The 14,013-nt window shown below is 53.2% G+C and carries 14 protein-coding genes and 2 pseudogenes; 13 read left to right on the top strand and 3 right to left on the bottom strand.

The genetic code is table 11. The features are described from left to right. Positions 1-16 precede the first annotated feature (16 nt). The 4 genes from ACZ500_RS04760 (at position 17) to ACZ500_RS04775 (ending at position 1,558) form a co-directional block, all read left to right on the top strand. Complete coding sequence (locus ACZ500_RS04760; protein WP_464231380.1) at positions 17-325, top strand: isoamylase early set domain-containing protein; 309 nt, start codon at positions 17-19, stop codon at positions 323-325. A 76-nt stretch (positions 326-401) separates the two neighbouring features. Next, positions 402-485 (top strand): hypothetical protein, encoded by an 84-nt coding sequence (locus ACZ500_RS04765; RefSeq protein WP_464232997.1) that lies wholly within the window; start codon positions 402-404, stop codon positions 483-485. Between the two features lie 469 nt (positions 486-954). Beyond that, positions 955-1,275 (top strand): hypothetical protein, encoded by a 321-nt coding sequence (locus ACZ500_RS04770; protein WP_464231381.1) that lies wholly within the window; start codon positions 955-957, stop codon positions 1,273-1,275. 43 nt (positions 1,276-1,318) lie between these two features. After that, positions 1,319-1,558: a hypothetical protein gene (locus tag ACZ500_RS04775; protein ID WP_464231382.1), complete on the top strand. Its 240-nt coding sequence runs from the start codon at positions 1,319-1,321 to the stop codon at positions 1,556-1,558. Between the two features lie 94 nt (positions 1,559-1,652). Here the strand turns inward: ACZ500_RS04775 and ACZ500_RS04780 are convergent, their stop codons facing one another. Continuing rightward, positions 1,653-2,096: a helix-turn-helix domain-containing protein gene (locus ACZ500_RS04780; protein WP_464231383.1), complete on the bottom strand. Its 444-nt coding sequence runs from the start codon at positions 2,094-2,096 to the stop codon at positions 1,653-1,655. A gap of 268 nt (positions 2,097-2,364) precedes the next feature. Here ACZ500_RS04780 and ACZ500_RS04785 point away from each other — a divergent pair, with 268 nt between their 5' ends. After that, positions 2,365-2,862 carry a PAS domain-containing protein gene (locus tag ACZ500_RS04785; protein ID WP_464232998.1) on the top strand — a complete coding sequence of 166 codons (498 nt, stop codon included), beginning with the start codon at positions 2,365-2,367 and terminating at the stop codon, positions 2,860-2,862. A gap of 22 nt (positions 2,863-2,884) precedes the next feature. On the opposite strand, the pseudogene ACZ500_RS04790 reads toward ACZ500_RS04785, so the two are convergent. Together ACZ500_RS04790 and ACZ500_RS04795 are read right to left on the bottom strand one after the other, a co-directional pair. Further along, positions 2,885-3,214, bottom strand: a pseudogene (locus ACZ500_RS04790) (ISAs1 family transposase); the annotation flags it as partial. Further along, positions 3,102-4,487 carry an ISAs1 family transposase gene (locus tag ACZ500_RS04795; protein ID WP_464230374.1) on the bottom strand — a complete coding sequence of 462 codons (1,386 nt, stop codon included), beginning with the start codon at positions 4,485-4,487 and terminating at the stop codon, positions 3,102-3,104. The gene ACZ500_RS04795 and the pseudogene ACZ500_RS04790, both read right to left, overlap by 113 nt. Positions 4,488-4,621: 134 nt before the next feature. Between ACZ500_RS04795 and ACZ500_RS04800 the strand changes: the two genes are divergently transcribed. From ACZ500_RS04800 to ACZ500_RS04835, 8 genes and pseudogenes are all read left to right on the top strand, one after another. Next, positions 4,622-6,199 (top strand): ATP-binding protein, encoded by a 1,578-nt coding sequence (locus ACZ500_RS04800; protein ID WP_464231384.1) that lies wholly within the window; start codon positions 4,622-4,624, stop codon positions 6,197-6,199. Between the two features lie 9 nt (positions 6,200-6,208). Then, positions 6,209-7,651: a sigma-54-dependent transcriptional regulator gene (locus tag ACZ500_RS04805; RefSeq protein ID WP_464231385.1), complete on the top strand. Its 1,443-nt coding sequence runs from the start codon at positions 6,209-6,211 to the stop codon at positions 7,649-7,651. Positions 7,652-8,115: 464 nt separating this feature from the next. Further along, positions 8,116-8,280: a hypothetical protein gene (locus ACZ500_RS04810; protein ID WP_464231386.1), complete on the top strand. Its 165-nt coding sequence runs from the start codon at positions 8,116-8,118 to the stop codon at positions 8,278-8,280. 24 nt (positions 8,281-8,304) lie between these two features. Continuing rightward, a complete protein-coding gene (locus ACZ500_RS04815; protein WP_464231387.1) occupies positions 8,305-9,537 on the top strand; it encodes an acyl-CoA dehydrogenase family protein in 1,233 nt (410 codons plus the stop codon). 456 nt (positions 9,538-9,993) lie between these two features. Continuing rightward, positions 9,994-10,158, top strand: a complete 165-nt coding sequence (locus ACZ500_RS04820) for a hypothetical protein (protein ID WP_464231388.1) — start codon at positions 9,994-9,996, stop codon at positions 10,156-10,158. A gap of 253 nt (positions 10,159-10,411) precedes the next feature. Continuing rightward, the gene (locus tag ACZ500_RS04825) at positions 10,412-13,069 is read left to right on the top strand and encodes a molybdopterin-dependent oxidoreductase (RefSeq protein ID WP_464231389.1); all 2,658 of its coding nucleotides are present in this window, start codon (positions 10,412-10,414) and stop codon (positions 13,067-13,069) included. An 8-nt stretch (positions 13,070-13,077) separates the two neighbouring features. Next, the gene (locus ACZ500_RS04830) at positions 13,078-13,440 is read left to right on the top strand and encodes a TusE/DsrC/DsvC family sulfur relay protein (protein ID WP_464231390.1); all 363 of its coding nucleotides are present in this window, start codon (positions 13,078-13,080) and stop codon (positions 13,438-13,440) included. Positions 13,441-13,517: 77 nt separating this feature from the next. Further along, positions 13,518-13,976: pseudogene (locus tag ACZ500_RS04835) on the top strand (aminotransferase class V-fold PLP-dependent enzyme). Positions 13,977-14,013 lie beyond the last annotated feature (37 nt).

Consider the following 14,013-nt stretch of genomic DNA (forward strand, 5'->3'; position numbering starts at 1 on the left):
CACAGGAGATTTCTTCATGAGTGTCAAGAAAAAGTACCTCAAGAGAAGGCATCTATGCAGGGTCACGTTCAGGCTGGACAAAAGACAGGCCAAATCCGCCAAGACCGTCCATGTTGTGGGCGAGTTCAACAACTGGGATGTTTCTTCCACCCCCATGAAAAGATTGGGAAAGGGGGAATTCAACGTGGTGATTGATCTTCAAAAGGGCAGAGAATATCAGTTTCACTATCTTCTTGACGGCACGGATTGGATGAATGATTACGATGCTGATAGAAATTTTCCTACGCACTATGGAGATGCCAAAAACTCTGTGGTGGTTGTTTAATCTTCAGGTTCAGATCCAGCCCAGCCCTGATCTGTGAATCACCGGCTTCCATATCGAAAACGGGATAATCCCCACTTTGCAGAAAGGCCATTTTGGCCGCGTTTACGCGGCATATGGTGGCGTTTTTACGGCCCTCCCAGTGCAAGACCAAGTCCCCTGAAACTGTTGTGTTACAGGGGCATAGCCGAGAGAGTCGGCGGGCAATAGAGGCATATGCGGTCAACCCATCGTCCAACAGCAGGTGGCAAACAATGCAAAAAGGGCCACTGTTTTCCATCAGTCAGCAAGATATTTTAAACGAAGGCCAGTTTACAATCCCACCACCCGTTGGTTCGGGGAGTATAAAGACCGTTTTTCTAAACCCCGGCATCCGGCTGGCCCTTTCGGACTATGAACTGAATCAGCCTACCGTCCTGAAATACTTTCCAAATGCTCCTTTTTTCGGTTTTGGATTCTGCCTTTCAGGGGAGTCTGAGGTATGCACCGGATGCTTGAATAACGCGTTTTCGATCAAATCGGGTCAAAGCGCATTGTATAGTTTCCCAACCGATGTCGATTTCACGGAAACCGTTGGGCGTGAGCATGTGGTTATGAAACGGAGCATTTTGATATTTAGTTTCCATCCGGAAATGGTCTTTTTTGCCAATCTCGGCGTCAATCTGCACATTTGCTTGTGCGGCGACCGCCAGGTCGCCTCCGCGCAAACGCTGGATTTCCTTGATATTGGCAAAAAATCCTCATTTCCGGATTGGAAACTGGGTTCTATAAGAAAATCATTTCCGGATGGACACTATCTAATTTCCATCCGGAAATGGTCTTTTTTGCCAATCTCGGCGTCAATCTGCACATTTGCTTGTGCGGCGACCACCAGGTCGCCTCCGCGCAAACGCTGGATTTCCTTGATATTGGCAAAAAATCCTCATTTCCGGATTGGAAACTGGGTTCTATAAGAAAATCATTTCCGGATGGACACTATCTAATTTCCATCCGGAAATGGTCTTTTTTGCCAATCTCGGCGTCAATCTGCACATTTGCTTGTGCGGCGACCACCAGGTCGCCTCCGCGCAAACGCTGGATTTCCTTGATATTGGCAAAAAATCCTCATTTCCGGATTGGAAACTGGGTTGTACCGGGAAATCATTTCCGGATGGATACGAGCTACCCTCAATTGATGGTTCGGGGTATAATCGAGGGCCTTTCGCAGGGGCTCAGAGGGAATCGTCGCAGCCTTGAACTCCCCGAGAAGAGTGAATATCCCTTTGATGACCGGCGCAGCAGTTTTTATATCTCTCTGCTGTGCTTTGGCGTTAGATCGTGCAATGAGCGGTCATGGTTTTCTCCGTCTGAACCCAAGCTGGTGAAAAAGGCGCTGGCATTGCCGTACTCCGAGATCGACCCGGTACTGGGTGGCAAGGTGATGGCTGAGCAACTTGCCATCCCAGAGATTTTGGCGGTAGCCGAAGGTCTCGGGCGATTTCCTCAGGTCAGAGGCGACGGCCTCGATGGTCATGTCATCCAGGGATTTTGGGCGGCCAGGCCTTTCGGTTTCTTGAAGGCCTGCAAAGCCGCTTTTCTCGAAACGTTTTACCCAGTACTGAACTGTACGAGGACTGTGGTTCAGCAGGTCTGCGACCTTCGCACAGCTGAATCCCTGGCAGACCAGCAGGACGCCATGAAGTCGATGGTCGTAGCGCGATTCCTCGGATCTCGCAATCTCGTCCTGGATTGCCATCCGCATGATATCGGGATCTGTAATTTCAAGCTTGCGCATGTTTTACCTCGTTTCGGAGGTTAACATATTACAGGCTTACAGTATGCGCAAATATTTCTGTCGTCATGTAAATTTTGCAACTGTTGTTGCAATATGGTAAAAAACCTTTATTTGAACTATGGCAAGTCTTTTTCACTTTTTTCTTTGGGAGTATGGAATGGAACAGAGAGCGTCCGCACTATTAGCGCCGCTTCAACCAACGGCGGAAGGACCGTCTGGCTGCAAGAACAGGATCCCTTTCGAGGCCATTCTGGACTCTATGTCGGAAATGATTGTGTATCATGATGATGCTTTGAATGTTCTATGGGCGAATCGGGCAGCCGCCGATTTCGTCGAGTTGGCTCCTGAAGAGATGGTTGGCAGACCCTTTTTCGATGTGGCCTGTCAGAAGGAAGAACCCTGTCTGGGATGCCCGGTGGTCAAAGGCTCTTTCAGCGAATACCTGGAAGTCATTGAAAACAGCCTTTTGACCGGCCGATTGTACTTTACGCGATCGTATCCGTTGGTCTGCCACGAGACAAGGTTGCCAGGGAGGCTGATCGTGGCCCAGGACATCTCGGATATGAGAAATAAGTATAGTGTGACAGAGATCTTAAATCATATTTCCCAGGTTTTTCACCAGGGATCCGGCAAAGTCAAAGCTGCACCCCTAGGAAGCGCAAGACCCCGAGGCCTATGCGGCTACAGTATCGCAACGCCGGGGCGATATAGCGGGCGCCGGCCATACGCAACAAGGATATTGACAGATTACGGAGCGAGGCCATAACCTGCGCGCCATTGCCTTTTCGAATACGGCAACGGTCTTCATCATAGGTGACGTCGCGCACCCAGTGCAAACGGTTTTCGATGGACCAATGGCCACGAACCAGAGACAGAATTTGCTTTGGACTGGCCTTGGCATGGCTAAGTGAGGTGAGCCCGTAGACGGTTTCATTGCGGGTTTTACCGGTGGAGATCTCCTCGGTGTTACGCTCTATGCAGAAGACTTGCCCGACATGGGGGAAGTCAAGATAGTCGTTTAGTTCGGCGCTGACCCGTATCCGGCGGGTTTCCAGGCGGCCATGCGCCTTGTCGATTTGGCAATGCTGAGGGGGGAAAAGCGTTGAGGTTGAGGTCAACGATGTCCTGGCGGAGGGTTGGCTGGTTGTCTTTGGCAATGAAGAGATACTCCGCCCCCTTTTCTTCTACCAGGAAACGCGCGGTGTCCTTTTGGGTATGGAGGGCATCGGCGGTAACGACGGCGCCATCGAGGGGCAGTGGCTGGAGCAGTTCTTTAAGTTTTGGGATTTCGTTGGTTTTTTCCTCTACAGCGAGCTGTCCGACAACAACCGCTTCCTGGTGGAGAATAGCGCTGAGCAGGTGCGGAGGGCGTTGGCCGACATCATGGGCGCGACGCAGTGTTTTTCCGTCCACGGCGAGCGCTTTTCCTGCCAGAGGGAACTTGTCGACAATCCAGTCGCCGATTTGAGCATCGAAGGTTGCGGAGTCGATTTGTTGAAGCACACGGCGAATGGTTGATTCCGAGGGTGGTTTGGGTCGCTTGGAACCCATTCGGCGAAGAGCGTCAATGCTCAGCGATTGCGCCCATTCGTCAATGGCGGTGAAGCTGCGGGCTCCGGAGAGTGCGGCGCAGACGGCTATGGCAACAACCGTAGCGACCGAATGGCGGACCCCTCGCGGTTTGCGCGGATCGGTTATGTTATTAAGGAGTTGCATGAGTCCTCCTTGCTCTTCCAGGGGCAAGCGGTTGACATCGATCATAGGCTCAGCCTCCTTCGGGTTAAGCGCCACCGGCGGGAGAAATGGGGCGCAGAGGTGAGATACGGCGTTGGCAACCAAGGGACGGACAAAGATGAGCTTTGGAGAGCCGTTGTGCCAGTACCCGCGGTTTCGCTTGGAATAGCCGAGGGTCTGGCCGAGTTCTTTCCATCCAGCAGCCCGGTAGCAGGTGCCACGGAAACGAGTGGAGTCAACAAAGGTTTCAGCAAGCAGGATGGGGTGGCCATGAAATCGGAGCCAGTCGCGGCTAAGCTGCTTGAGGTTCATGGCGAGCAGGCGTGAGGCCAGATTCGGCTGGTGGCAATCGGGAAGAATGAGAAATCGGACATTGTTGGCGACAAGGTGCAGACGCCGGTAGTGAAGATGAGGGTCCCAACCGATGTAATGATCTCGGGGAGCACATTTCAAGGCGGCGGAGCCCCAACCGAGGAGTGCGACCCATTGGTCGCCAATGGTGGCGACATAGTGGAGGGCGCTGCCGACAATACGCTCGAACCCGAGATAGTGATGCCGGCGCATCAAGTCGCGCCATTTCGGCAACTCATCGCGCCGAGCAAGGCGCACCCGCAAGGGGTTGTCTGAGAAAAAGTTTTGGATTGCTACGCTGGCCATAACCTCAGCATAGCAAATGAAAAAACAAAAAGCCAGCGCTATTTCTTTAGGGCCGGCTCACTTGACGTTGGCTGACTTTGACGGAGCCCTGGGTTTTTCACTCTCCCGGGGGATTGGAGGAGATCTGCCAGCCCTTGATTGGTCAGATCGCCTCTCATTTTGATTACCCGGCGGGGGTCATCACGTTGCACGACGAGCAGACTCAGGAAATCATTAGCCTGGGGGAATTCGGCTTTTCGAAGCGGTTGCTTCATCCGGGTAAACGGTACCCCCTAAGCCGGTGCTTTTCAAAAGGGGTGCTGAAGGACGGGAGTATCGTCAATTTGACCGGACTCAGCAAGCTTGACCTTAAAGGATACATCTTGAAAGAAGCGGGTGCGGAAACCATTCTGGCCGTGCCGCTGGAGGTGGAGGGGAAGGTTATCGGAACGATTGTCCTGATCGATTTCAAGGAACGTCTGGAAAAAAATCTGATGATCGACGGACTCAAGGCTGTGGCCAATCGTTTGGGAGTCGAAATCCACCGCAAACAGACTGAGGAAAAATTGAAAAGGGAGCGAAATTTTACCAACGCCATTCTTAACAATGCCGTTCCCTTCATCCTTGTCCTGGACCGGGCTGGCAGGATAGCCCGCTTCAATAAGGCTTGCGAAAAATTGACTGGTTATTCCGGTCGGGAGGTCTTAGGAAAATTTTTAGGGGACCTCCTTGCGAATTCCAAGGATCGGGACTTGATCGGAGAGTTGTTCCCGTTGTCGGAGGATAGAAATCTGCCTTCTTCTTTTGAGAGCCAGTGGGTAGCCCGGGACGGGAGCAGTCGTCTGATTTGCTGGTCGAACAGCATCATGGAAGATGGGCAAGGCAACGGCGTCCACGTCGTCCTGATTGGAATGGACATTACGGAAAAAAGGAGGGCGGAAGAAGAGGCCGAATTGCGTCGCCGGCAACTACTGGAGGCGGACAAGATGGCCTCCCTGGGCGTGCTGGCTTCCGGAGTGGCCCATGAAATCAATAACCCGAATAACTTTATTATGATGAACACCCCAATCCTCCGGGGGTCCTGGGCGGATATCTTGCCAATTCTGGACAAATATCACGAGGAATGCGGAGATTTTATAATTGCGAACCTACCCTATTCCGAGATGCGGGAGGAAATCGGGCGACTTTTTGGCGGAATAGAAGCGGGGGCTAAGCGCATCAGAAAAATTATTGAAAACATGAAGCAATATGCCAGGAGAGAATTTTGCGAGCAACCTCAATCGGTTGACCTGAACATCGTAGTCACGGCTGCTGTGGATTTGTTGGCTCATGAGATCAGAAAATCGACCGTGGCATTCACCATCGAACGCTGCGACCATTTGCCCCTAATAAAAGGAACTCCACAGCGACTGGAGCAGGTACTCGTTAACCTCATCCAAAACGCTTGCCAGGCCCTTGTTGAACGAAGTCAGGCTATTCGTATCAGGAGTTTCTATGAGGAAGAAAAAAGGGAAGTTGCCATTTCTATCGCAGATGAAGGGATTGGGATCCGGCCTGAGCACTTGCGGCATATCTTTGCCCCTTTCTTCACTACCAAGGCAGACCGGGGAGGAACGGGTCTCGGTTTGTCGGTATGCCTGGAAATTGTGAAAGAACACAACGGGAGGTTGGAGTTCTTTTCGGAGTTTAGCAAAGGGACCAAGGCCCTGTTGACCTTCCCGGCAGCAGTTTGAGGGAAAGGAATGGGCAAAGCTCCCCCCCTCCAGCCTTTATTTCCCATCCTCGTCGTCGATGATGAGGAGCACGCGCTCAAGGGCTTCGAGTTGACCCTCCGGTCTGGAGGGCTGAACCATATCCTCCTGTGTCCCGAGGGTGCGCACGTCTTTGAAATCCTGTCCAGACAGGAAGTTGAAATAATCCTTCTAGATCTCGTGATGCCTGGCCTTTCAGGTGAAGAGGTCCTTTCCGGATTAAAAGAACGCCATCCGGAAATCCCGGTCATCATGGTTACCGGCACCAATGAAGTTGAAACGGCAGTGCGCTGCATGCAGAAGGGGGCTTTTGACTATGTGCTTAAGCCGGTTCACAAGGAAAGACTGCTCCCGGCCGTTCAGCGGGCCATCGAAATCCGCCAACTAAGACAGGAAAACGCCCGACTGGCTCAATCTTTCTTCTCCGAGTCGTTGGAGCATCCTGAACTCTTTGCAAAGATTTTAACGCAGTCAGGAAAGATGCATGCTGTTTTCCGCTATTGCGAAGCCATAGCGGGAGGAAACTCCCCCATCCTTATTACCGGGGAAACAGGCGTGGGTAAGGAGTTGATTGCCGAGGTTCTTCATAGGCTGAGCGGTCGCCCGGGAGAATTTGTGGCTGTCAATGCGGCTGGCCTCGATGATAATGTATTCTCTGACGCCCTTTTCGGTCACGTAAAGGGAGCATTTACCGATGCGGTCAGCGTCCGCACCGGCCAGATTGAGAGGGCCGGCGGCGGGACCTTGTTTATGGACGAAATCGGAGATCTCAGCCTGTCTTCACAAGTAAAGCTGTTAAGGCTCCTTGACAAGCATGAATATTTTCCTTTGGGTTCGGATGTGGCCAAACCCGCCCGGGTCAGATTTCTATTTGCTACCCACAAAGATTTGGGGGAAATGGTTGCTAAAACCCAATTCCGCGAAGATCTTTTCTTTCGGTTGCGCACCCATCATATCCACATCCCTCCTTTACGCGAGCGGATGGATGACATCCAACTACTTATTGATTATTTTATCGATTCCGCCGCCGTGGAATTTAACAAACGCCCCCCCGGTTACACGTCGGAACTGGTGACACTACTCCAGGAGCATCCATTTCCGGGAAATGTCCGGGAACTGCGGGCCCTTATTTTTGATGCAGTTGGGTGCAGTTCTTTGCCCGTTTTGTCATTGGAATCTTTCAATACCGTTTTAAAAAAGCACAGCATGCCGGGGAGCGCTGCTGTTATCCCGCCTACTCCTTTAATAAAACCGTGGCTGGCCCAACTGAAGAAGTTCCCCACTTTAAGGGAAACAAGCACAGCCCTGGTCCAGGAAGCCCTGAGTCGGACTGGAAACAACCAACGGGCTGCCGCCTTGCTGCTGGGGATATCTCCACAGGCCCTCAATCAGCGCTTAAAAAAGGACCGTCAATCGAGGAAGCGAAGCAAATAAATCAAGTTTTCTTGACTGATCAAGTAATCTTGAATCCTGCCCTAATTCTCCCTTTTTCTAAGCACTTGCCTTTCAACAATTTTTCTGGATCAAGATTCATTAATGGCAGCATGACATCTTGATTCTACCCAAGAAGCTATATCACTGAAATCAATACCCATTCTTGTCCTATCCCTCTGGCATGGTTTGTGCTTCAGAGAACTCGTAAAGTTTATACCTCTTGTTCACGGCCTCTGATTATCTTTTGATTTTGCTGTGGAATTGAAAAGATCGACGTTAAATATGTGCGCCTGACCGGCCCAGACCTTCATCTTTGTTTAATTGAAAGGTACCGCCCATGTGAAATCCATGAGTCTTGGGAACAAAGGTTTTTTTACTTTAGGTCCGTCTGGTGAGAGATTCAAAGGACGAGCCGCTGAAAAATGCACTGCCACTAAGCAACAGTAACTTGTTTCCATCCGGAAATGGTCTTTTTTGCCAATCTCGGCGTCAATCTGCACATTTGCTTGTGCGGCGACCTACAGGTGGCCTTCGCGCAAGTGCTTGAGTTCCTTGATATTGGCAAAAAATCTTCATTTCCGGATTGGAAACTGGGTTGTACCGGGAAATCATTTCCGGATGGATACTAACTTAAATCATGAGGAGGATTTGGTATGCCAAAACAGCACTTGGACCTTTTTCTAACTAAAGAAGATTTTATGATGCGGGATATGTTGCGCAGTTTTGTTGACAAGGAGATTATGCCTGTTCGCCAGCAAATCGATGACGATAAAGACCACATTATAGTAAACCGCATCCTTCAGGGTCTAACAGACCTCGGCACTCAAAAGTCTGCTTTTCCCCCTGAATACGGTGGAATGGGGATTAATTCGGCAGTTTCTGCGTGCATCTTACATGAGGAACTGGGACGAGGAGATTGCGGGCTATGTACCGCCCGTAATGTCACCGGCTGGGCCTGGATCCCGGCACTGGCAGCTAATAACAAGTCGGTTCTGGATCGTTTTGCCCCCGAGTTTTGCGGAAAAGACCTCAAATTTGGCTGTTTTTCAATGACCGAACCCGGCGGTTCCCACGGCGGAGGTGGCTGCGACATTGAAAACGTCAATCTGCATGGTAGAAAAGTCAGAACCAAGGCCATTCTCGACGGGGACGAATGGGTCCTTAACGGTCAAAAAATGTGGGCCTCTAATCAGGGGATAGCCGATCTTTATTTAGTCGTTTGCACTACCGATCCAAATCTAGGTGACGAAGGAGTGGCCATGATTTACGTGCCGAAAGGTACCAAAGGCATGTCCTTCGGCAATAATGAAAAAAAGGCCGGAATGGCTGCGGATAAAAACCATCCCATGTTTCTGGATAATGTTCGGGTGCCGAAAGACTGGCGGGCCGCCGGACCTGGGATGGACGCCGAATTATTGCATAATAATCTCGTCATTGGCCGGATTGTCACTGCGGCAATGGCTGTCGGTTCGGCACAGGGCGCCTTCGAAACCGTTTTAAAATATACAGGCGATCGGATCGTGGCCGACAAACCAATTCGGCAACACTCGATCGCAGCCGGGATTTTAGCAGATATGGCAATCGGCATTGAGACGGCCCGCTGGTCCTATCTAGCCGCGGCTTGGATGTATGACCACCCGGAGACCTATGGTGCGCCTACTTCTGCTTTTATGTTGTCTCGAGGCAGTGCTGCCAAGATGCATGCTTGTGATGTGGCCGTCTCGGTTACCAACAAGGCCATGGAATTGATGGGCGCTTTTGGCTACGTTCGGGATTACGATGTCGAAAAATACTGGCGCGACTGTAAGATGATTCAATTGTGGGAAGGAGGTGCTCAGCTCGGGCGCCTTGACGTCTGCCGGGGCTACTACGATCTGAATCTGTAGGCAGTGTCCATCCAGAATTATTAATGCCCCCTTCCGGGAGTGGGAGATAATCCCTCGCCCTCAGGCGAAGTCTCCAAACATCAGTAGCTGGGAGAACAAGTACGTTGGCGAGGAGGGTGGGCTTAAGCGATGAAATCGTTATTTCCCGAGGCGTAGCAAAGAACAAAGGCGTCGTAGATGCCTTAAAGAGCGTTTTTGGGTGCACCTTCGTTACCTTTTCTCAAGAAATTGACCCGCGGATTGTCGGTGCTTCATGCGCCGCTATGATCGCTTCTGAAAAAGCCAGAGAAAAGAGGGCCGCATAAGCGGATGTCTGTCCGATCGGAGGTGCCACAAACGGTTATTTATAAATTGCGGTAAGTTACGATGCCGGTATTCGCTGGTTGCACATTCGATAATTTTTGGACATTCGGAGTGAAGACGATCTAACCTATGATACCTAGTTTCCATCCGGAAATGGCCTTTTTGGCCAATCTCGGCGTCAATCTGCACGTTTGCTTGTGCGGCGACCACCAGGTCGCCTCCGCGCAAACGCTTGATTTCCTTGATATTGGCCAAAAATCCTCATTTCCGGATTGGAAACTGGGTTGTACCGGGAAATCATTTCCGGATGGAGACTAAGTGGTATGTTTCTGTGATGTATTTTTACTGATGCACTTGATTTTTAAACGAAATAGCTGGTTTTAAGAGGGAAATTTTTCTGAAAAACGCTAATGTTTTACGCCGTCTTTATGGCAAGTGGTTCCGAATTCAAAACAATATATCGAAGGGGCATATCAGTTCCATGTTTTTTCTCGACCGGCTAAGACTATAATGGAACGTACTAACCCATCAAGAATCCGATAAAAGAAAAATTGTGGGAGCGGTGGCAAGTATGAAGAAAGTGATTTTGCGTATCAACGGCCAAGCGAAGCAATTCGTGGTGAACGAGGATAGGGTTCTGCTCGATCTGCTGAGGGAGGACCTGCACCTCACCGGGACGAAACAGTCCTGCGACCGGAAGGGACAGTGCGGCGCGTGCACGGTCATTGTCAATGGAAAGGCGGCTCTGTCCTGTCTCCAGAAGGTGGCTGAACTGGATGGGGCCGAGGTAATCACTGTGGAGGGTCTGGGTACGCCGGATAACCCCCATCTGATTCAAGAGGCCTTCGTCCTTGCCGGGGCCATCCAGTGCGGGTATTGCACCCCCGGGATGATCATGGCCACGAAGGCGTTGCTCGACGGCAACCCGGATCCGGATGAAGGGGAAATAAAGAAGGCCTTTGCACGGAACCTCTGCCGATGTACCGGCTATAAGAAGATCATCGACGCCGTCAAGCTGGCTGGCAGGTTTCTCCGCGGCGAGATCACCCCGGATGAGGTCAGGCCCGATCCCGGAAGCGGAACGATCGGCGTCTCCCACCCCCGGCCCTCGGCCATGCTAAAGGCGTGCGGCCTGGCGGAATTCTCGGCGGACATCCAGATTCAGGGCGCGCTTGAAATCGCAGTTTTGCGGAGCAGCGAACATCATGCCCGAATCAAATCCATCGACACCTCCCAAGCCGAACAGATGCCCGGGGTGGTCGGTGTCATGACCGCCAAGGACATCAAGGGCAGCAACCGGATCAAGCTCATATTCGATGACCAGCCCGTCCTATGCTCGGACAAAGTCCGCTGCCTGGGGGATCCCATCGTAGTGGTGGTGGCAGCAACCAAGCCCCAGGCGGAGGCAGCGGCTCAGGCGGTCAAGGTCGACTATGATCCGTTGCCCGTGATGATGACCCCGGCCGAAGCCCTTGCCGACGGCGCTGTACAAATCCACGACGAATACCCGAACCTTTGCTGGGCCCAGCCCCAGATCAAGGGGGACGCCCAAAAGGCCCTGGCAGAGGCGGCTGCCGTGGTGGAGGCCCATTTCTCCACCCAGATGAACCACCAGGCCCCTCTGGAGCCCGAGGCCTGTGTGGCCTACCTCGAAGGGGAGGGGGAAGACGCTCTCCTCGCGGTGATCGGCCGAAGCATCATGATCCACAGCCACATGGCCATGCTGCAGGGGGCCCTGGGATGGGAAAACATACGCTACGAAGAGGCGTATTGCGGAGGGCAATTCGGCATCAAGGTTGGCATCACCTCCGAAGCCATCGCCGGAGCGGCCGCCCTTCATTTCAAGCAGCCCGTCCGCTACATACCGAGCCTTCACGAGTCCATGCTCCTTACCTCCAAGCGCCACCCCTTCGACATGAAGGTGAAATTGGCCGCGGACAAGGAGGGAAAACTCACCGCCTTTATCAATGACTTCACGATCAACAACGGCGCCTATCAGATTTTGGGCATCGTGGTGGGACTGAGGGCTCTCCAGATGCTCTCCGGTTCCTACAACATCCCCAACGTCGAGGCAATGGCCAAACTGGTTTACACCAATGACGCCGCCGGGGGAGCCGCCCGAGGGGCAGGCCCCCCGCAGGTCGCTTTCGCTCTGGAGTCGGCCATGGACATGCTGGCCGAGAAGTTGGGGATGGATCCGTTTGAATTCCGTCTCAAGAACATCCTCGCCCCGGGTCAGAGCGTTTCTACCGGGGCAGTCGTCGAGGAGTGGCCTTTTCAGGGGCTATGGGAGGACCTCCGGCCCCATTACGATCGGGCCAGGAAGGAGGCTGCCGCCTTCAAGAACGGTCCCATCCGGCGCGGGGTGGGTCTGGCTTGCCACTCCTTCGGGATAGCTGAACCGGGGGACGCCGCCATGGTAGCGGTGGAGCGGGACCCCGATGACGGCATCACCATCTACGCCGCGGCCGCCGACCCGGGTGAGGGGAACGATTCCATGCTCACTCAGATCGCGGCCCATCTGCTGAATCTGCCCCTTGAAAAGGTGCGCCTCTGCACCCGGAGCACCGAGCACACGACCGAAACCGGCCCTGCGGCGGGCAGCAGGATCACCTACATGGTTGGGGGAGCGCTGCTCAACGCCATCGAACAGATGAAGCGCGCCATGGCAGAGGCGGGCGCGTCCGGGTATCAAGCGCTTAAAAAGGCAGGTAAACCGACACGGTTTGTCGGGAAGAAGAGTGTACCCGAGGGCCCCCTGGACCCTCAAACCGGCCTGGGCTCCACCTTCGAATCTCAGGTCCACAATATCCAAATGGCGGAGTTGGAGGTGAATTCCGATACCGGGGAAGTAAAGGTCATCAAGATGACCACCGCCGTGGACCCCGGGTTGGTGATCCACCCCAAGAACCTGGAAGGGCAGTTGGAGGGGGGCATGGACCAGGGTGTGGGCTTTGCACTCAGGGAGATTTACGTCCACGGAGAGACCAAGGACTGGATCACTTTCAAATTTCCCACCATGAAGACCGCCTTTGACATGGAGGTGATCACTCCCAGGGAAACCCCCCGGAAAAAGGGGCCCCTGGGGGCGACCGGCATCGGCGAGATGACCATGGTTTCCACGGCCCCTGCCGTCACCAATGCCATCAAGGACGCCTGTGGCGTCCGGATTTATGATTTGCCGGCCACACCGGAGAAGGTCAAGGCCGCCTTGGTTATAGGGAAATAACGGCTATTGTGGAAGCCGAAGAACCACGTTGGCTTTTGGGTCACCTTAATCGGAGAGTCCGCTGGATCGCGGGGGCACAGATCGTTTTTGACGGACAAGGGTTTCTGCGCAATCCAGGGGATTGGTCCGAGGAGGTGGCCCGATCGCTGGCGGCTGAAAGCGGTCTAAAGGAATGGGGAGAGACCCACTGGCAGTTGATCCGGTTTATGCGAGCGTACTACTTTCAACATGGCTGCGTACCCATGAACCGGGATTTGAAGACTGGGGTCCAGATGACGCTCATGGACCTCGAGGCGCTTTTCCCGGGCGGAATCCGCGGGGGAGCACGGCGGGTGGCCGGTCTGCCGAATGCAAAAACCTATGCGCGTTAGAGATGATGGGGGAACCCATCATCGATCTGGATAACGCCGCCACGACATTCCCCAAACCGCGGGCCGTACTGGAACAGATGGTTGAAACCTATGGCCGGATGGGTGTATCGCCCGTAAGGGGGAGTTATGACCTTGCCGTGGAGGCGGAAGGGCTGGTCCAGGAGACGAGGCTGAAGGTGGCCGCATTGTTCAGGGCCCCGAATCCGGACCACGTCGTTTTCGTCCAAAACGCTACCGATGCCTTGAACCTCGCCTTGCAAGGGATGCTCAGGCCGGGTGATCATGTGGTGTCCACCCGATTGCAACATAACTCCGTCCTGAGGCCCCTCTATTACCTTCGTCAACGGGGATGGATCGATTAGGATCTGGTCCCCTTTGATGGGGAAGGGTTCGTGGACCCGGACGCCATTGCAAGGGGCATCAAGTTTAACACTCGTTTGGTTGTCGTCTGCCATGCATCCAACGTGCTGGGCACGGTTCAACCCATCCCGGAAATCGGCCCGATCTGTGCCGAACGGGGCATCCCTGGTGGTTAGAACCTTGGCCCTCTGAGGCCAAATGGGCTCATAAATC

Source organism: Desulfatiglans parachlorophenolica (assembly GCF_055394735.1).